Consider the following 17,811-nt stretch of genomic DNA (forward strand, 5'->3'; position numbering starts at 1 on the left):
AAGCCTTACAGCGCCGATGGTACTGCAGGGGGGACCCTGTGGGAGAGTAGGACGCCGCCGAACTCCTCTTAGAGCTCTGGCTCTTGGGCACACAGCCCGAGAGCCAGAGCTTTTTTGCGTTGAGGTAAGGTCAGGGAGCATCATTGGCTCGTTCCAACCCAGGAGGCCCCCGCGTGGAGGTCCAGGAGACCCGCGTGCAGACCGACCGGGTCCTCACCATCCCGAACATCCTCAGCATGGCGCGTCTCGCCGGCGTGCCGCTGTTCCTGTGGCTGATCCTTCGGCCCGAGTTCGGGGGCCCGCAGAGCGACGGCTGGGCTCTGTTGGTGCTGGCCCTGAGCGGCGTCAGCGACTACCTGGACGGCAAGCTCGCCCGGCGCTGGAACCAGATCAGCAGTCTCGGCCGGCTCCTGGACCCCGCGGCCGACCGGCTCTACATTCTGTCGACCCTGGTGGGCCTTACCTGGCGGGAGATCCTTCCGCTTTGGTTGACCCTCGTACTGCTGGCCCGCGAAGCGGTCCTGCTCGCCATGGTGGGCATCCTGCGGCGGCACGGCTATCCGCCGCCGCAGGTGAACTTCCTGGGCAAGGCCGCCACCTTCAACCTCATGTACGCCTTCCCCCTGCTTCTGCTCAGTGACGGAAGCGGGTGGATCGCGTCACTCGCTGCTGTTTTCGGATGGGCGTTCGCCGGATGGGGTACAACCCTGTACTGGTGGGCAGGTGTTCTTTACGTGGTGCAGGTCCGCCGCCTGGTCCGTGCGGACGCCACGGCCGATTGAACTCGTTCGCCGATTGTGCGGCACTGACGCCGGATGGCCCGCGCTGGAAAAGTGCGGGACCCTGGACGGGTGAAGTCGGTCAATCCGTCGTCTCTTAGAGGAGGACGCTTCCGACATGAAGGCCGTCGTGATGGCCGGAGGCGAAGGCACGCGCCTTCGCCCAATGACCTCGAGCATGCCCAAGCCGCTCCTGCCGGTGGCCAACCGGCCGATCATGGAGCACGTCCTGCGGTTGCTCAAAAGGCATGGGCTCAACGAGACCGTCGTTACCGTGCAGTTCCTGGCCTCACTGGTCAAGAACTACTTCGGGGACGGCGAGGAGCTCGGAATGGAGCTCACCTATGCCAATGAGGAGAAGCCACTCGGTACCGCCGGAAGCGTCAAGAACGCCGAAGAGGCGTTGAAAGACGATGCTTTCCTCGTAATTTCCGGCGATGCCCTGACTGACTTCGACCTCACCGACCTGATCAATTTCCACAAGGAAAAGGGCGCGCTGGTCACCGTGTGTCTGACACGCGTGCCCAACCCGCTGGAATTCGGTATCACCATCGTCGATGACGAGGGCAAGGTCGAACGGTTCCTCGAGAAGCCGACCTGGGGCCAGGTCTTCTCGGACACCGTGAACACCGGCATCTACGTCATGGAGCCGGAGGTGTTCGACTACGTCGACCCCGACGTGCCCGTGGACTGGTCCGGTGACGTCTTCCCGCAGCTGATGAAGGAGGGCAAGCCCGTCTACGGCTATGTCGCCGAGGGCTACTGGGAGGACGTCGGCACGCACGAGAGCTATGTGAAGGCCCAGGCCGACGTTCTCGAGCGCAAGGTCGACGTCGATATCGACGGCTTCGAGATCTCGCCCGGAGTATGGGTGGCCGAAGGCGCGGAGGTGCACCCCGACGCCGTGCTCCGAGGGCCCCTCTACATCGGCGACTACGCCAAGGTGGAGGCCGGCGCGGAAATCCGGGAGCACACCGTCGTCGGCTCGAACGTCGTCGTCAAGAGCGGTGCCTTCCTGCACAAGGCCGTCGTGCACGACAACGTGTATGTCGGCCCGCACAGCAATCTGCGGGGCTGCGTCGTCGGCAAGAACACCGACATCATGCGCGCCGCGCGGATCGAGGACGGCGCGGTCATCGGAGACGAGTGCCTGGTCGGTGAAGAATCGATCATCCAGGGCAACGTGCGGGTGTACCCGTTCAAGACCATCGAGGCCGGTGCCTTCGTCAACACGTCGGTCATCTGGGAGTCGCGGGGACAGGCGCATCTCTTCGGGGCTCGCGGAGTCTCCGGCATCCTGAACGTGGAGATCACACCGGAGTTGGCCGTGCGGCTGGCAGGCGCCTACGCGACGACCCTCAAGAAGGGTTCCACCGTCACTACGGCCCGCGACCACTCACGCGGTGCACGAGCACTGAAGCGGGCGGTGATCTCCGCGCTCCAGGCCAGCGCCATCGACGTACGGGACCTGGAGAACGTACCGCTGCCCGTCGCGAGGCAGCAGACCGCGCGGGGCAGTGCGGGCGGCATCATGATCCGGACCACGCCCGGGGTACCGGACTCCGTGGACATCATGTTCTTCGACGGGCAGGGTGCCGACCTGTCGCAGGGCAGCCAGCGGAAGCTGGACCGGGTGTTCGCGCGGCAGGAGTACCGGCGGGCGTTCCCAGGCGAGATCGGTGACCTGCACTTCCCGTCCAGCGTCTTCGACTCGTACACCGGGTCGCTGCTGCGCAACGTCGACATCACCGGGATCGCCGATTCCGGGCTCAAGGTGGTCGTCGACGCCTCCAACGGCAGTGCGGGGCTCGTCCTGCCCAGTCTGCTCGGGAAACTGGGCGTCGACTCACTGACCATCAACCCCGGGCTCGACGAGTCCCGGCCCACGGAGTCCGCCGACATGCGGCGCTCGGGGCTGGTGCGTCTCGGAGAGATCGTGGCGTCCTCGCGGGCGGCGTTCGGCGTGCGGTTCGACCCGGTCGGTGAGCGGCTCTCGCTCGTCGACGAGAAGGGCCGCATCATCGAGGACGACCGGGCGCTGCTGGTGATGCTCGACCTGATCGCCGCCGAGCGGCGCAGCGGGCGCGTGGCGCTGCCGGTGACGACCACCAGGATCGCCGAGCAGGTGGCTGCCTACCACGGCACCCAGGTCGAGTGGACGACCACCTCTCCCGACGACCTGACGCGGGTCGGGGGCGAGGAGGGAGCGATCTTCGGCGGTGACGGCAAGGGCGGCTTCATCGTCCCGGAGTTCAGCAGCGTCTACGACGGTACGGCGGCCTTCGTGCGGCTGATCGGGCTGGTGGCGCGGACGCAGCTGACGCTGAGCCAGATCGACGCGCGGATCCCGCGGGCACACGTCCTCAAGCGCGACCTGGCGACCCCGTGGGCCGTCAAGGGACTGGTGATGCGCCGGGTCGTCGAGGCGGCCGGAGACCGCTTCGTGGACACCACCGACGGTGTGCGCGTGGTGGAGTCGGACGGACGCTGGGTGATGGTGCTGCCCGACCCGGCCGAGGCGGTCACCCACCTGTGGGCCGAGGGCCCCGACGACGCCTCCGCGCAGGCGTTGCTCGACGAGTGGTCCGCCGTGGTGGACAGCGCGGGCCGCTGAGACACGCCGCACGCGTGCGTGCCGGACAAGTGTCCCCAAGGGGGCCTGTCCGGCACGCCGGTGGGGCCGTTCGGAGGTAGTGGCCGGGGCGTGCGACGATGTGCGGCATGCCGCAGCAACCCCCCGTTCGGAGCACATCCACGCGGCCCGCGCGTCCGGACGCGTCCATGTCCTTGCTCACCAACGTCATGGACCACAGCCTCGACGCCGGATACGCCGAGGCCGCCGAGCGGAAGAAGGCCGAGGGCGGTGGCGGACTGCCCAAGACCCTCCGGGCCAAGCTCGGCCTCGCCGCAGGCCTCGTGCTGGCGGCGCTGGTCGTGACGGTCGGCGCGGCCCAGGCCAGGGTCGCCGCTCCCGCCGTCGCCAAGGAGCGCGAAGAGCTGATCGACCGCATCGAGGAGGAGACCTCCGCGGCCGACAAGCTTGAGGAGAGCATCGAGAAGTTGCGCGGCGACGTGAGCGCCCGGCAGCGCGAGGCGCTCGAGAAGAACGGTGACAGCGACCGGTCCGACCTGGTCGGCGTCCTGTCGGGCGCGGTCGAGGTGCACGGTCCCGGTGTGAAGCTCGTGGTGGACGACGCGAAGGACGCCGGCACGGGCGGTGACGGGCAGCCGCGCGGCACCTCCGGGTTCTCCGACACGGGCCGGGTGCGCGACCGGGACATGCAGCGCGTGGTGAACGGGCTCTGGGAGTCGGGGGCCGAGGCGATCTCCATCAACGGGCAGCGTCTGACGGCGCTGTCGGCGATCAGGGCCGCCGGTGACGCGATCCTGGTCGACAACAGACCGCTGGTACCGCCGTACACGGTGCTCGCGGTGGGGGACGGCGAAGGGCTCAGCAGCCGGTTCCAGGACAGTGCCGACGGGTTCTACCTGCATGCCCTGCAGGAGAACTACGGCATCCGGACCGCCATCTCCGTCGCGGACGACCTCAAGCTGCCGGCCGCACCTAGTGTGATCGTACGTACAGCACAGCCGATAACCGAGAAGGAAACATCGTGATCGCCGTACTGGGCCTCGTCGTGGGAGTCGTGGCCGGACTGTTGGTCCGGCCGGAGGTCCCGGCGGCCGTCGAGCCGTATCTGCCGATCGCCGTCGTGGCGGCGCTCGACGCCGTCTTCGGTGGTCTGCGGGCCATGCTCGACGGCATCTTCGACGACAAGGTCTTCGTGGTGTCGTTCCTGTCGAACGTGGTCGTCGCCGCGCTGATCGTGTTCCTGGGCGACAAGCTGGGCGTCGGAGCCCAGCTGTCCACCGGTGTCGTGGTCGTCCTCGGCATCCGCATCTTCTCCAACGCCGCGGCGATCCGTCGCCACGTGTTCCGGGCGTGAGGCCGATGAGTGACCAGGACGAGCAGAGCGCGAACAGCCTGCGCAAGGAGCTGCCCGACGAGGTGCCGCCGTCGCGGTCCCCGGTCGGCGAGGCCGCGTCCGGCGGTGCCCCGGAGGCCGGTCAACCGGAGCCGCAGCCCGGACTGACCGGCAGGCAGCGGCTCGTCAAGGGCCTGTGGCCACCGCGTCTGACCCGGGCCCAACTCATCGTTGCGCTCCTCCTGTCCGGCCTCGGATTCGGCCTCGCGGTCCAGGTGGCCTCGAACAGTGAGGGCGACAGCGCACTGCGTGGCGCGCGCCAGGAGGATCTGGTCCGCATTCTCGATGAACTGGACGACCGTACTCAGCGTCTAGAAGACGAGAAGCAGGGTCTCGAGAAGCAGCGCGACGAGCTGGAGAACAGTTCCGACCAGGCGGAGGAGGCCCGGAAGCAGACGCTCGAGAAGGAGCGGCAACTCGGCGTCCTCGCGGGCACCGTGGCCGCGCAGGGACCCGGGATCACAGTGACGGTCGAGGACGCGAACGGTGCGGTCGAGGCGAACATGCTGCTCGACGCGATCCAGGAGCTGCGCGCGGCGGGGGCGGAAGCGATCCAGGTGAACGGTGTCCGGGTCGTCGCAGACACGTACCTGACGGATTCCGACAAGTCTGTGAGTGTCGACGGGAACAAGATCAACGCGCCCTATCGTTTCAAGGTCATCGGCAAGCCGCAGGACCTCGAACCGGCTCTCAACATTCCTGGAGGCGTGGTGCAGACTCTGGAGAAGGAACAGGCCACCGTTACTGTTGAGCGGTCGAGCAAGATCGTCGTGGACGCCTTGCGAGCGGCGAAGCGGCCTGACTACGCTCGGTCGTCCTCCCAGTGAACCGGCGGTGCATGGGGGGCGTCCGGCGAGGGCATGAGGTTGCGGGGGGTCGGCGCACCGATTGGGTGGTGCGTGGTGGAAACTGTCTGGTGGAGACGGACGTTGTGAAGGTGTCCGGGTCGGCCAGTACGTTCAGTCAGGGTTCGTCCTGCCCCACGGGCGGGTCTGTTTCGGTCAAGGGGAATCGCCCGTGAAGTTGTTTGCGAAGTTGTTCGGCAAGAGCGCGCGAGAGGGTCGCGAGAACGCGACCGCTCGCCATCGGGCACAGCCTGACGCGGAGGGCGGGCGCCCGATGTTCCGGGACCAGGTGGCTGGTCCGGGCGGTGACATTTCCGGTGGTCAGGGCGCGTCGTCCGTTGACCCTGCGCAGTCCGGCGGCATAGGTTTCGGCCAACCGTCAGCCTCAGGTACGGGTGGGTTCGCCGCCGCTCCGTACGCGTCGAACGCCCCGGAGGGGCAGCCGCGGCAGGAGGAACCGTCCATGTCGGCCCTGGTGTGTACGAGGTGCGGTAACCGCAACGCGGAGAACAGCCGCTTCTGCTCCAACTGCGGAGCGCCGCTGCGGCCGGGGGCCGTTCCGGAGCGGGCGTCCGAGACGACCTCCACGATCTCCATCTCGGGCCTGGAGGCCTACGACGCCGAGGTGACCGGCCAGACCGCGATGCCGGCGCTCTCGCCCGAGGCCCAGGCCGCGGTGGACGCGCTGCCGCTCGGGTCCGCGCTCCTGGTCGTGCGCCGTGGCCCGAACTCGGGCAGCCGCTTCCTGCTGGACAGCGAGCTGACCACTGCCGGACGTCACCCGCAGAGCGACATCTTCCTGGACGACGTGACGGTCTCGCGCCGGCACGTGGAGTTCCGGCGCAGCCACGACGGCTCGTTCACGGTCGCCGACGTCGGCAGCCTGAACGGCACGTACGTCAACCGCGAGCGCATCGACCAGGTCGCCCTGTCGAACGGTGACGAGGTGCAGATCGGCAAGTACCGGCTGGTCTTCTACGCGAGCCAGCGGGGTTACTGACCGCCCCCGGGCAGCCGCCCGGGGAACCTCCAGGGAAGGTCCATGCTTCAAACACCGAGCGGCGGTGCCGGACACGGCACCGCCGCCGCGGACAGTGGGCTGATGAGCATCGGCGCGGTACTGAACACACTGCGCGACGAGTTCCCCGACATCACCATCTCCAAGATCCGTTTCCTGGAGTCGGAAGGGCTCGTCGAACCGCGGCGGACCCCGGCCGGGTACCGCAAGTTCAGCGCGCACGACGTCGAGCGGCTCGGCCAGGTGCTGCGCATGCAGCGGGACCACTACCTGCCTCTGAAGGTGATCCGCGAGCATCTGGACGCCATGGAGCGCGGCGAGGCCGTGCCGCTGCCGACGCTGGGCCGGCAGCGGGACGGAGAGCCCGCGCCGGAGCCGGCCGAGGGGCCCGCGGCGGCCCGGATCGGGCGGGAGGAGCTGCTTGCCGCGGCCGGCATCGACGAGCAGGAACTGAAGGAGTGGGAGTCGTACGGACTGGTCACTCCGCTCTCCGACGGCGCGTACGACGCCGAGGCGGTGACGGTGGCGTCGCTGGTGGTCCAGCTGGGCCGGTTCGGCATCGAGCCGAGGCACCTGCGGGTGATGAAGGCCGCCGCCGACCGGGAGGCCGGTCTCGTGGACCAGGTGGTGGCGCCGCTGAAGCGCCACCGCAACCCACAGACCAGGGCCCACGCCGAGGCCCGCACCAAGGAGCTGGCCGGGCTGGCGGTGAAGCTGCACGCCGCGCTGGTGCAGACCGCCCTGGGCGTACGGCTGCCCTGACCTAGGCCGGGGGCTGCCCGGCCGAGCCCTGGCGGCAGCCCGTCCGAGGGGTGTCCGAGAACCCGGTCCTGCACCCGGATCGCCCACCCGACCCCGGCCCGACTACCCAAATGTCCCGGGCACCGCCTAGGGTTGCTGTGTGAACGAGCTCGATGTCGTAGGTGTCCGGGTCGAGATGCCCTCCAACCAACCGATCGTGCTGCTGCGCGAGGTGGGAGGCGACCGCTTCCTCCCCATCTGGATCGGGCCGGGGGAGGCGACGGCGATCGCCTTCGCCCAGCAGGGCATGGCCCCGGCACGCCCGCTGACCCACGACCTGTTCAAGGACGTGCTGGAAGCCGTCGGCCAGGAGCTCACGGAAGTGCGCATCACAGACCTGCGGGACGGGGTCTTCTACGCCGAGCTGGTCTTCGCGAGCGGAGTCGAGGTCAGCGCCAGGCCGTCCGACGCCATAGCGCTGGCACTGCGCACCGGAACGCCGATCTACGGCAGCGACACGGTCCTCGACGACGCCGGCATCGCCATTCCGGACGAGCAGGAGGACGAGGTGGAGAAGTTCCGCGAGTTCCTCGACCAGATCTCGCCGGAGGACTTCGGAAGCAGCAATCAGTGAACCGCGGACGAGGCGCTCCCCGAGGCGCGGCGAAAACGGCCCTCTTCGGGCACATTCGGCTAGCCTTTCCCCGCGATGGGGCACGGGAAACCACTCGTAAGGTGATTATCACTCGGCGTGCCGAGTGTGGCGATCGTTGACGCACCCTTGGTGACTGCCTACCGTCGAGGAGGCAGGTCAAGGACGGAGGTCGGCGTGAGAATCAGCGGCGACGGTACGGCTGGGGGTGGCTCCGGGCGCAGCCTCGGGGCAAGCGGTCCGTACCCTCCCCCGGGCTCTCGGCTCCGTGCGGGCGGGGGCTACCCGCAACACGGTGGCGCGGCCGACCCGGCTCAGCAGCGACCGGCTGCCGTGCCGAGCAGCGGAGGGGCGACGTCCATGGCGTCCGACCAGATCGGCTACCGCGGGCCGACGGCCTGCGCGGCCGCCGGTATCACCTACCGGCAGCTCGACTACTGGGCCCGCACCGGCCTCGTCGAGCCCAGCGTGCGACCCGCGCACGGCTCCGGGACGCAGCGCCTGTACAGCTTCCGCGACGTGGTCGTGCTGAAGATCGTCAAGCGCTTCCTCGACACCGGCGTGTCCCTGCAGAACATCCGCACCGCCGTCCAGCACCTCGGAGAGCGCGGCTTCCGGGATCTGGAGCGGATGACGCTGATGAGCGACGGCGCCACCGTCTACGAGTGCACCTCGCCCGACGAGGTGCACGCCCTGCTCCAGGGCGGTCAGGGCGTCTTCGGAATCGCCGTCGGCGTGGTGTGGCGGGACGTGGAGAGCGCGCTGTCCCAGTTGCACGGCGAGCGGATCGACACCGGCGAGACCCTGGTCGGGCACAATCCCGCCGACGAGCTGGCGCGGCGGCGCAACCGGGCGGTCTGAGAACCGCGGCACGCGGGCGACGCATTGTCAGTGGCGTAGGGCAACATCGGACATGTGAGAACCGCGCCCACGATCCTGCACCTCGACATGGACGCTTTCTTCGCCTCGGTGGAGCAGGCGTCCAAGCCGAGTCTGCGTGGGAAGGCCGTGGTCGTGGGCGGCCTGGGTCCGCGCGGGGTGGTGGCCACCGCGTCATACGAGGCCCGGGTCTTCGGCGTCCACTCGGCCATGCCCATGGGACAGGCCCGGCGCCTGGCCCCCAACGCCGCCTACCTCGTCCCGCGCTTCGAGCTGTACCGGACGATCAGCGAGCAGGTGATGCGGCTGCTGAGGGCGCTGTCGCCGTTGGTGGAGCCGCTGAGCCTGGACGAGGCGTTCGTGGACCTGGAGGCCGGTGGCACGGCCTGGGACGCGGATTCGGCCCGGCTGGCGGGGGCGAAGCTGCGCGCGGACATTCGCAGCGTCACCGGTCTCACCGGGTCAGTGGGGCTGGCCGCATCGAAGATGCTCGCCAAGATCGCCTCCGAGGAGGCCAAGCCCGACGGGCTGGTGCTGATCCCGCCGGGCACGGAGCGGGCCATGCTGGAGCCGATGTCCGTGCGGACGCTGCCCGGCGTGGGCCCGGCGACCGGCGACCATCTGCGGCGGGCCGGGATCACCACCGTCGGCGAACTCGCCGAGGCCGGCGAGGACGAGCTCGTACGGCTGCTGGGCAAGGCGCACGGGCACGCCCTGTACGCCATGGCCCTGGCCCGGGACGAGCGGCCCGTGGTGGCCGAGCGGGAGACCAAGTCGGTGTCGGTCGAGGACACCTACGACGTCGACATCCACGACCGGACGCGGGTCGCTATGGAGGTGCAGCGGCTGGCGGACCGGTGTGTGCGCCGGCTGCGCGGCTCGGGGCTGTCGGGGCGGACCATCGTGCTCAAGGTGCGCAGGTACGACTTCTCCACCCTGACGCGCTCCGAGACCCTGCGCGGGCCGACGGACGACCCGGCGGTGGTGCGGGAGGCGGCGGCGCGGCTGCTGGACCCGGTGGACACCACGGGCGGTGTGCGGCTGCTCGGGGTCGGCGTGAGCGGGCTCGCCGACTACACACAGGAGGACCTCTTCGCCCAGGCGGCGGGGGACCGGGCGGACGAGGACGTGGAGGAGCCCGAGGCCGAGCCCGCCGAGGAGCACCGTCCCGCGCCCGGTGAGCGCCGGTGGCCGGCGGGGCATGACGTGCGGCACACGGAGTACGGGCACGGCTGGGTACAGGGCAGCGGACTGGGGCGGGTCACCGTGCGCTTCGAGACGCCGTACTCGGAGACCGGCCGGGTGCGGACCTTCCCGGTGGACGATCCGGATCTGGCACCGGCGGATCCGCTGCCGCTGGTCCCGCCGGTCGAGCCGGTCGCGCGAAGACCCGGGACGGCGGGGTCGGGGCACATGGACGCCGATGCCGGCCCGGTGTCCGACGCGGCCGCTCGACCGGGTCTGGACGCTGAGCGGATCCTGAGCCGAGACGCGGGGACTGGCCCGACGACTCCCGACGCGGGTACGGCCACGCGTCGGGACGCGGAGACCGGCCCGGATCTCGGCGAAACCGCGCTGAGCCGTGACGCCGATGTCGTCCGCCGGGGGCCCGACGCCAAGACCGGCCCGGCGGGCCCGACGCATCTGGCCCCCGGTTGACCGCGGGTGCCGCAGGACGGTGGGACAGGCGGGACCGTCAGGCATCCTCCTTGCCCTGGCCGGCCAGCTTGCCGAAGTCATGGTCGGGCGGCGGGGGAGGGGCGGCCACGTCGAGGCCGTAGTGGTGGTAGAGCTGGAGTTCCTGCTCCGGGGAGAGGTGGCGGCCGACGCCGAAGTCGGGGGCTTCCTTGATCAGAGCGCGGTCGAAGGGCACGCGCAGCGTGCCGTCCACCAGCTCGCTCGGCTCCAGAGGAACGAAGGCGTCCCTGCTGAACAGTCCGGTGCGGATGGCCGCCCATTCGGGGACGCCGGTGGCGTCGTCGAGGTAGACCTCGTCGACGGTGCCGATCCGGGTGCCGTTGCGGTCGAACGCCTTGCGGCCGATCAGGTTGCGCGGGTCTATCTCGGTACGCACGGGCCCTCCACTTGGTCGCATGGGGGCCGTGCACCAGCCGACCCGTCAGCCGCCGAAATCATCCGTAGTATTACAAAAGAGCACATAGAGCCGGTCGGCCACTCGAAGGTCCGTGCGGCGACCTCGCTGGTACGCTGGCAACGGCTGCTGACCCCGTGCGGGAGAGTCCTCCGGACACCACCGGAGGCGCCGAAGGAGCAAATCCTCCCCGGAATCTCTCAGGCCCACGTACCGCACGGACGAGGTCACTCTGGAAAGCAGGGCGGGTGTCGACGGCGTCCGCTCTCACCGACGGTGAAAGCCGGGAGCGCCCTCGGGTCGCCCGGTGAAGCTCTCAGGTCGAGATGACAGAGGGGGAGGCCGTCCGGGTACCCGCGCCGTGGTGCCCCTCGCAGGTCGTCAGACCAGGAGGCCTCCGCAATGACCGCCCATCGCACCCCGCTCACCGAACTCGAACAGGCCATGCCGTTCGAGCAGCGCCACATCGGCCCCGACCACGAGGCCCGGGCCAAGATGCTCGCGCAGGTCGGTTACGGTTCGCTCGACGAGCTGACGGCCGCCGCGGTGCCGGATGTGATCAAGAACGCCGACGCGCTGGACCTGCCCGGTGCGCGCTCCGAGGCCGAGGTGCTGGCCGAGCTGCGCTCGCTGGCCGACCGCAACCAGGTCCTCGACTCCATGATCGGCCTCGGTTACTACGGCACCTTCACCCCGCCCGTCATCCTGCGCAACGTCATGGAGAACCCGGCCTGGTACACGGCGTACACGCCGTACCAGCCGGAGATCTCCCAGGGTCGCCTGGAGGCCCTGCTGAACTTCCAGACGATGGTCGCCGAGCTCACCGGCCTGCCGACCTCCGGCGCCTCGCTGCTGGACGAGGGCACCGCCGCCGCCGAGGCGATGGCGCTGTCCCGGCGCATGGGCAAGAACAAGAAGGGCCTCTTCCTGGTCGACGCGGACGCGCTGCCGCAGACCATCGCCGTCGTTCAGACCCGTGCCGAGCCGACCGGCGTCGAGGTCGTCGTCGCCGACCTGGGCGAGGGCATCCCCGCCGAGGTCGCCGAGCGGGAGATCAACGGCGTACTGATCCAGTACCCGGGCGCCTCCGGTGCCGTCCGCGACATCAAGCCGGTGATCGACCGGGCGCACGAGCTCGGCGCCCTCGTCACCGTCGCCGCCGACCTGCTCGCCCTCACGCTGCTCACCTCGCCCGGCGAGCTGGGCGCGGACATCGCGGTCGGCACGACGCAGCGCTTCGGTGTGCCGATGGGCTTCGGCGGGCCGCACGCCGGATACATGGCGGTGCACGAGAAGTTCGCCCGCAGCCTGCCGGGCCGCCTGGTCGGCGTCTCCGTGGACGCCGACGGCAACAAGGCCTACCGCCTGGCCCTCCAGACCCGCGAGCAGCACATCCGCCGCGAGAAGGCCACCAGTAACATCTGCACCGCCCAGGTGCTGCTCGCCGTCATGGCCGGCATGTACGCCGTCTACCACGGCCCCGAGGGTCTGCGGGCCATCGCGCGCCGCACCCACCGGTACGCCTCCATCATCGCCGCGGGCCTCGCGGCCGGCGGCGTCGAGATCGTGCACGGCGCGTACTTCGACACGGTGACCGCGCGGGTGCCCGGCCGGGCCGACGCGATCGTCCACGCCGCCCGCGGGAACGGCGTCAATCTGCGCCTCGTCGACGCCGACCACGTGTCGTTCGCCTGCGACGAGACCACCACGCGCGCCCAGGTCGGCGGCGTGTGGAACGCGTTCGGCGTCGAGGGCGACATCGAGGCGCTGGACGCCGCCACCGAAGAGACGCTGCCCGAGGCGCTGCTGCGCACCGACGACTTCCTCACCCACCCGGTCTTCCACCAGCACCGCTCCGAGACGGCGATGCTGCGTTACCTGCGCCGCCTGGCCGACCGGGACTACGCGCTGGACCGCGGCATGATCCCGCTGGGTTCCTGCACCATGAAGCTCAACGCGACCACCGAGATGGAGCCGGTCACCTGGTCCGAGTTCGGCGCGCTGCACCCCTTCGCGCCGGCCGAGCAGGCGCAGGGCTACCTCACCCTCATCCGTGAGCTGGAGGAGCGGCTCGCCGAGGTCACCGGGTACGACAAGGTCTCGCTCCAGCCCAACGCCGGGTCCCAGGGCGAGTTCGCGGGCCTGCTCGCCGTGCGCGGCTACCACCGGGCCAACGGCGACGACCAGCGCACCGTGTGCCTCATCCCGTCCTCCGCGCACGGCACCAACGCCGCCAGCGCCGTGATGGCCGGCATGAAGGTCGTCGTCGTCAGGACCGCCGAGGACGGCGAGATCGACGTCGAGGACCTGCGCGCCAAGATCGAGAAGCACCGCGACGAGCTGGCGGTGCTGATGATCACGTACCCCTCCACGCACGGTGTGTTCGAGGAGCACGTCGCCGACATCTGCGCCCAGGTGCACGACGCCGGCGGCCAGGTCTACGTGGACGGCGCCAACCTCAACGCCCTGGTCGGCCTCGCCAAGCCCGGTCATTTCGGCGGCGACGTCTCCCACCTGAACCTGCACAAGACGTTCTGCATCCCGCACGGCGGCGGCGGTCCCGGCGTCGGCCCCGTGGCCGTACGGTCGCACCTGGCGCCGTACCTGCCCAACCACCCGCTGCAGCCCGCTGCCGGTCCGCAGACGGGCGTCGGTCCGATCTCGGCGGCGCCGTGGGGCTCGGCGGGCATCCTGCCGATCTCGTGGTCGTACGTGCGGCTGATGGGTGGCGAGGGGCTCAAGCGGGCCACGCAGGTGGCCGTGCTGTCCGCCAACTACATCGCCAAGCGACTGGAGCCGCACTTCCCGGTGCTGTACACCGGTCCGGGCGGGCTGGTGGCGCACGAGTGCATCATCGACCTGCGCCCGCTGACCAAGGCGACCGGAGTGAGCGTCGACGACGTCGCCAAGCGCCTGATCGACTACGGCTTCCACGCGCCGACGATGTCCTTCCCGGTGGCCGGCACGTTGATGATCGAGCCGACCGAGTCCGAGGACCTGGCCGAGCTGGACCGTTTCTGCGACGCGATGATCGCCATCCGCGCGGAGATCGAGAAGGTCGGCTCCGGCACCTGGTCCGCCGACGACAACCCGCTTCGGGGCGCACCTCACACCGCCGGCGCGCTGGGCGGCGACTGGGACCACGCGTACACGCGCGAGGAGGCCGTCTTCCCGGCCGGGGTGTCCGCCGCCGACAAGTACTGGCCGCCGGTGCGCCGCATCGACCAGGCCTTCGGTGACCGCAACCTCGTCTGCTCCTGCCCGCCGCTGGACGCGTACGAGGACTGAGCCGAGAGGCACAGGCCCCGCCCGGCCCCCGCTGGGGGACCGGGCGGGGCCCTTCCCCTCGTACGGTCACACCGTCGCCAGGGACACCTCCGTCGATTTGACCAGCGCGACGACGGGAGTGCCGACGGTGAGGCCGAGGTCGTCGGCGGCTTCCGTGGTGATCGCCGCAGTGAGTTCGGCGCCCTCGACGGTGACGTGGACGGACGTCATCGCCGCGCCGGTGCTGAGGGCGGTGACCGTGCCCGGGAGCCGGTTGCGGATGGACAGGCCCTCGACGCGGCCGGTGGCCAGGGAGATTTCCGTCGACTTCACGAGGGCGTGGACGGGGGTCCCGGTGGCCAGCGCGAGGTCGTCGGCGGCTTCCCGCGTGATCGCCGCGGTGACGTCCTGGCCGCCCGAGAGGCGGATCCCGACCGTCGCCATGGCCCCGCCCGGGGTGACGGAGGTGACGGTGCCGGGGAGCTGGTTGCGGATGCTCAGGCTCATGGAGGGCACGGTAGCCCGGTGAAGGTGCTATGCCGGGTATGCGTGTGTCTGCGTCGCCTTGACCGTCGCCCACACCGGCGCTCCCGGGTGGAGGCCGAGTTCTGCCGCGGCGACCGTGGTGAGGTCGGCGGCGAGCGGGAGTGCGCCGGTGAGGTCCACGCGGATCTGGTCGCCGTGGGTCTCCAATCCCGCGACCTCGCAGCGCCACAGGTTGCGGGCGCTGGAGCCCCCGGGGCGTTCCCCGTACAGGGTCACGGCGCTCGGCGGGAAGGCCACGAAGACCGGACCGGAGAGGTCCTCGGTGGTGGTGATGGCCGGACCGGCGTCCAGCCGGACCGTGTGGCCGTCGGCCTGCCCGCCGTACAGGTTCAGGCCGACCAGCTGCGCGATGTAGTCGGTGCGCGGCCTGCGGGCGATGTCGGCGGGGCCGCCTTCCTGCACGACCCGGCCCTCTTCGACCACGACCAGCCGGTCGGCCAGCACCATGGCGTCCAGCGGGTCGTGGGTGACCAGCACGGCGACGGCCTCGAACTCGGCCAGGTGGCGGCGGAGCTGGGCCCGCACCTCCAGCCGGGTACGGGCGTCCAGTGCCGCGAGGGGCTCGTCGAGGAGGAGCAGCCGGGGGTTGGTGGCGAGGGCACGGGCGAGGGCGACGCGCTGGGCCTGGCCGCCGGAGAGGCGGCGCGGCTTGGCGCCCGCGTGGTCGGCCAGGCCCATCCGTTCCAGCCAGGCGGCGGCCCGTGCACGGGCCTGCGCCTTGTTCGCGCCCCGGCAGCGCGGCCCGAACGCGACGTTGTCGAGTGCGGACAGGTGCGGGAAGAGCAGGTAGTCCTGGAAGACCACGCCGACGGGCCGGGACTCGGGCGGCACGCGGTCCAGCGCGGTCCCGTCGAGGCGCAGGTGGCCGTCGGTGAGCGGGGCCAGGCCCGCGAGTGCGCGCAGGGCGGTGGTCTTGCCGGCGCCGTTGGGGCCGAGCAGAGCGACCACGTCGCCCGGTGCGGCGGTCAGCGTGACGTCCAGGCGGAAGGTGCCGCGGTCCACGACGAGCCGGGCGTCGAGGCCGCTGCCGGTGGCGTGGGCGGCGGTGGGTTCCGCGGTGGTGGTCGGTGCGCAGGGGTCGGTCATGTCGTCCTCGTCCGGTGCGCCGGGGGACTTCTTCCGGGCTGCCATGTTGTCCTCGTCCGATCCGCTGGAGTGTTCTGTACGGGCTGCCATGTCGCCCTCGGCCGGTCCACCGGAGGACTTCGTCCGACCCGTCATGTCGCCCTCATCCAGCGGTCCCGCAGACCGGCGAGCACGGCGATGGAGACGGCCAGCAGGACCAGGCTGAGGGCGATCGCCGCCGCGGGGTCGTTCTGCAGGGCGAGGTAGACCGCGAGCGGCATGGTCTGGGTGCGCCCCGGGAAGTTGCCGGCGAACGTGATCGTCGCCCCGAACTCGCCCAGCGCCCGTGCCCAGGCCAGGACGGCACCCGCCGCGATGCCCGGCGCGATCAGCGGCAGCGTGACCCTGCGGAACGCGGTGAAGCGGGACGCGCCCAGGGTCGTGGCCGCCTCCTCGAAGCGTGGGTCGGCGGCGCGCAGGGTGCCCTCCACGCTGATGACGAGGAACGGCATGGCCACGAACGTCTCCGCGAGGATCACGCCCGTCGTCGTGAACGGGAGCGTGATCCCGAACCAGGCGTCCAGCCACTGCCCGACGACGCCGTTGCGGCCGAACGCCAGCAGGAGCGCCACGCCGCCCACCACCGGGGGAAGCACCAGCGGCAGCGTCACCAGTGCCCGCACGAAGCCGCGGCCGGGAAACTCCGTGCGGGCCAGCAGCCAGGCCAGGGGCACGCCCACGACCAGGCTCAGCAAGGTCGCCGACGTGGCGCACAGCAGCGACAGCCGCAGTGCCTGCCACACCTCCGGGCTGGTCAGCTGGTCGGGCAGGCCGCTCCACGGGGCCCGCACCAGCAGGGCGATCAGCGGCAGCAGCAGGAACGCCAGGCCGACCAGGGCGGGTACCAGCAAGGGGACCGGCACCGTGCGGGCGCCGGTCCTCGGGGCGTCGGACTTCCTCATGGCGTGCTGAACCCGGCATCCGTCAGCACCCGCTGCCCGTCGCCGGACTTCACGAGTTCGACGAAGGCCTTCGCCGCGCCGGCGTTCGGGGCGTCCTCGAGGACGGCGATCGGGTAGTCGTTGACGGCCTCGGCCGCCTCGGGGAAGTCCACGCCCGTCACCTTGTCACCGGCCGCCTTCACGTCGGTCCGGTAGACGACGGCGGCGTCGGCCTCCTTCAGCTCGACCTTCGTCAGGGCCGCCTTGACGTCCTGCTCGTAGGAGGCCGGGGTGAGTTCGACTCCGCCGGCCTCCAGTGCCTTCTGTGCCGCGGCGCCACACGGCACGGCCTTGTCGCACAGCACGACCTTGAGGCCGGAGGCGATGAGGTCTTTCAGGGTGGAGATCCCCTCGGGGTTGCCCGGCAGGGTGGCGATCTCCAACTGGTTGCGGACGAAGGTGGATGGCTCGCCGGCCGTCGCGCCGGCGTCGGTGACGGTGGCCATCGTCTTGGGGCTGGCGGAAGCGAAGACGTCCGCCGGGGCGCCGCTGGTGATGCCCGCGGCGAGGGCGTCGCTGCCGCCGAAGTTGAAGGTGACCACGGTGCCCGGGTGCTGCTTCTCGAACGTCTCGCCGAGCGTCGTGAAGCTCTCCTTGAGCGACGCGGCGGCGAAGACGGTGACCTGGCCGGAGACCTCCGCGGAACCGGCCGAGTCCGAGCCCACCTGCGAGCCGGTGGAGGAGGAGCAGGCGCTCAGGGCCAGCAGCACGGCGGCCCCCGCGCCGCTCGCCCGCAGGCTCCGGCGGATGCGGCGGGTTCTGCACACGGAACGGGTCATCACGGGCCACTCCCTCTGCGTCCTCTGCCAGGAGTCCGGCAGCCCCGGTGACCGGGCGCACCGCGGACTCCCCGTTGCGCCGATCATACTTCCGCATCTGCCAGCCATACGTCTGCTGTCACATCGCATGAGCGAGCTGGATCCGCTGGAAGGCTGGTATG

The 17,811-nt window shown here is 70.6% G+C and carries 16 protein-coding genes and 1 riboswitch; of the genes, 11 read left to right on the plus strand and 5 right to left on the minus strand.

Translation table 11 applies throughout. The features are described 5' to 3' along the window. The first annotated feature begins 173 nt into the window (after window positions 1-173). The 10 genes from clsA to IE142_RS14820 all read left to right on the plus strand — a co-directional run bounded on the left by clsA (window position 174) and on the right by IE142_RS14820 (window position 10,559). On the plus strand, window positions 174-782 hold the full coding sequence (clsA, locus tag IE142_RS14775) for a cardiolipin synthase ClsA (RefSeq protein ID WP_043375323.1): 609 nt from the start codon (window positions 174-176) through the stop codon (window positions 780-782). Between the two features lie 115 nt (window positions 783-897). Further along, window positions 898-3,393 (plus strand): mannose-1-phosphate guanyltransferase, encoded by a 2,496-nt coding sequence (locus IE142_RS14780; protein WP_191886203.1) that lies wholly within the window; start codon window positions 898-900, stop codon window positions 3,391-3,393. Window positions 3,394-3,560: 167 nt separating this feature from the next. After that, entirely contained in the window at window positions 3,561-4,397 is an 837-nt protein-coding gene (locus IE142_RS14785) for a DUF881 domain-containing protein (RefSeq protein ID WP_229830519.1), read from the plus strand. Further along, window positions 4,394-4,726, plus strand: a complete 333-nt coding sequence (locus IE142_RS14790) for a small basic family protein (protein WP_003977440.1) — start codon at window positions 4,394-4,396, stop codon at window positions 4,724-4,726. The genes IE142_RS14785 and IE142_RS14790 overlap by 4 nt, the downstream gene beginning before the upstream one ends. 5 nt (window positions 4,727-4,731) lie before the next feature. Next, complete coding sequence (locus IE142_RS14795) at window positions 4,732-5,592, plus strand: DUF881 domain-containing protein (protein WP_191886205.1); 861 nt, start codon at window positions 4,732-4,734, stop codon at window positions 5,590-5,592. Window positions 5,593-5,653: 61 nt separating this feature from the next. Further along, a complete protein-coding gene (locus IE142_RS14800) occupies window positions 5,654-6,610 on the plus strand; it encodes a zinc-ribbon and FHA domain-containing protein (protein ID WP_191886206.1) in 957 nt (318 codons plus the stop codon). A 42-nt stretch (window positions 6,611-6,652) separates the two neighbouring features. Further along, window positions 6,653-7,390, plus strand: a complete 738-nt coding sequence (ftsR, locus tag IE142_RS14805) for a transcriptional regulator FtsR (RefSeq protein WP_191886207.1) — start codon at window positions 6,653-6,655, stop codon at window positions 7,388-7,390. Window positions 7,391-7,529: 139 nt separating this feature from the next. Continuing rightward, window positions 7,530-8,003, plus strand: a complete 474-nt coding sequence (locus tag IE142_RS14810; RefSeq protein ID WP_191886208.1) for a bifunctional nuclease family protein — start codon at window positions 7,530-7,532, stop codon at window positions 8,001-8,003. A 195-nt stretch (window positions 8,004-8,198) separates the two neighbouring features. Then, window positions 8,199-8,882, plus strand: a complete 684-nt coding sequence (locus IE142_RS14815) for a MerR family transcriptional regulator (RefSeq protein WP_078949031.1) — start codon at window positions 8,199-8,201, stop codon at window positions 8,880-8,882. Between the two features lie 54 nt (window positions 8,883-8,936). Beyond that, the gene (locus tag IE142_RS14820; protein WP_370466351.1) at window positions 8,937-10,559 is read left to right on the plus strand and encodes a DNA polymerase IV; all 1,623 of its coding nucleotides are present in this window, start codon (window positions 8,937-8,939) and stop codon (window positions 10,557-10,559) included. A gap of 37 nt (window positions 10,560-10,596) precedes the next feature. On the opposite strand, the gene IE142_RS14825 is transcribed toward IE142_RS14820, so the two are convergent. After that, a complete protein-coding gene (locus IE142_RS14825; protein WP_043375338.1) occupies window positions 10,597-10,974 on the minus strand; it encodes a PRC-barrel domain-containing protein in 378 nt (125 codons plus the stop codon). A gap of 148 nt (window positions 10,975-11,122) precedes the next feature. Continuing rightward, window positions 11,123-11,218, plus strand: a riboswitch (glycine riboswitch). 176 nt (window positions 11,219-11,394) lie between these two features. Here IE142_RS14825 and gcvP point away from each other — a divergent pair. Beyond that, window positions 11,395-14,280, plus strand: a complete 2,886-nt coding sequence (gcvP, locus tag IE142_RS14830) for an aminomethyl-transferring glycine dehydrogenase (RefSeq protein ID WP_191886209.1) — start codon at window positions 11,395-11,397, stop codon at window positions 14,278-14,280. A 66-nt stretch (window positions 14,281-14,346) separates the two neighbouring features. Here gcvP and IE142_RS14835 read toward each other — a convergent pair whose 3' ends face one another. From IE142_RS14835 to modA, 4 genes are all read right to left on the minus strand, one after another. After that, entirely contained in the window at window positions 14,347-14,766 is a 420-nt protein-coding gene (locus IE142_RS14835; RefSeq protein ID WP_191886210.1) for a TOBE domain-containing protein, read from the minus strand. Between the two features lie 27 nt (window positions 14,767-14,793). Continuing rightward, on the minus strand, window positions 14,794-15,891 hold the full coding sequence (locus IE142_RS14840; RefSeq protein ID WP_370466358.1) for an ABC transporter ATP-binding protein: 1,098 nt from the start codon (window positions 15,889-15,891) through the stop codon (window positions 14,794-14,796). Between the two features lie 131 nt (window positions 15,892-16,022). After that, window positions 16,023-16,832 carry an ABC transporter permease gene (locus IE142_RS14845; RefSeq protein ID WP_191886211.1) on the minus strand — a complete coding sequence of 270 codons (810 nt, stop codon included), beginning with the start codon at window positions 16,830-16,832 and terminating at the stop codon, window positions 16,023-16,025. Continuing rightward, window positions 16,829-17,650 (minus strand): molybdate ABC transporter substrate-binding protein, encoded by an 822-nt coding sequence (gene modA, locus IE142_RS14850; protein ID WP_191886469.1) that lies wholly within the window; start codon window positions 17,648-17,650, stop codon window positions 16,829-16,831. Before modA ends, IE142_RS14845 begins: the two co-directional genes overlap by 4 nt. Window positions 17,651-17,811 lie beyond the last annotated feature (161 nt).

Source organism: Streptomyces mutabilis (genome assembly GCF_014649815.1).
Taxonomy (GTDB): domain Bacteria; phylum Actinomycetota; class Actinomycetes; order Streptomycetales; family Streptomycetaceae; genus Streptomyces; species Streptomyces mutabilis.

Bases quoted from the DNA above. Each gene is read 5' to 3' on its own strand.
- IE142_RS14780 (WP_191886203.1), top strand. From the start codon at position 898: ATGAAGGCCGTCGTGATGGCCGGAGGCGAAGGCACGCGCCTTCGCCCA.
- IE142_RS14785 (WP_229830519.1), top strand. From the start codon at position 3,561: ATGTCCTTGCTCACCAACGTCATGGACCACAGCCTCGACGCCGGATAC.
- IE142_RS14795 (WP_191886205.1), top strand. From the start codon at position 4,732: ATGAGTGACCAGGACGAGCAGAGCGCGAACAGCCTGCGCAAGGAGCTG.
- ftsR (WP_191886207.1), top strand. From the start codon at position 6,653: ATGCTTCAAACACCGAGCGGCGGTGCCGGACACGGCACCGCCGCCGCG.
- gcvP (WP_191886209.1), top strand. From the start codon at position 11,395: ATGACCGCCCATCGCACCCCGCTCACCGAACTCGAACAGGCCATGCCG.
- IE142_RS14835 (WP_191886210.1), bottom strand. From the start codon at position 14,766: ATGAGCCTGAGCATCCGCAACCAGCTCCCCGGCACCGTCACCTCCGTC.
- IE142_RS14840 (WP_370466358.1), bottom strand. From the start codon at position 15,891: ATGACCGACCCCTGCGCACCGACCACCACCGCGGAACCCACCGCCGCC.
- IE142_RS14845 (WP_191886211.1), bottom strand. From the start codon at position 16,832: ATGAGGAAGTCCGACGCCCCGAGGACCGGCGCCCGCACGGTGCCGGTC.
- modA (WP_191886469.1), bottom strand. From the start codon at position 17,650: ATGACCCGTTCCGTGTGCAGAACCCGCCGCATCCGCCGGAGCCTGCGG.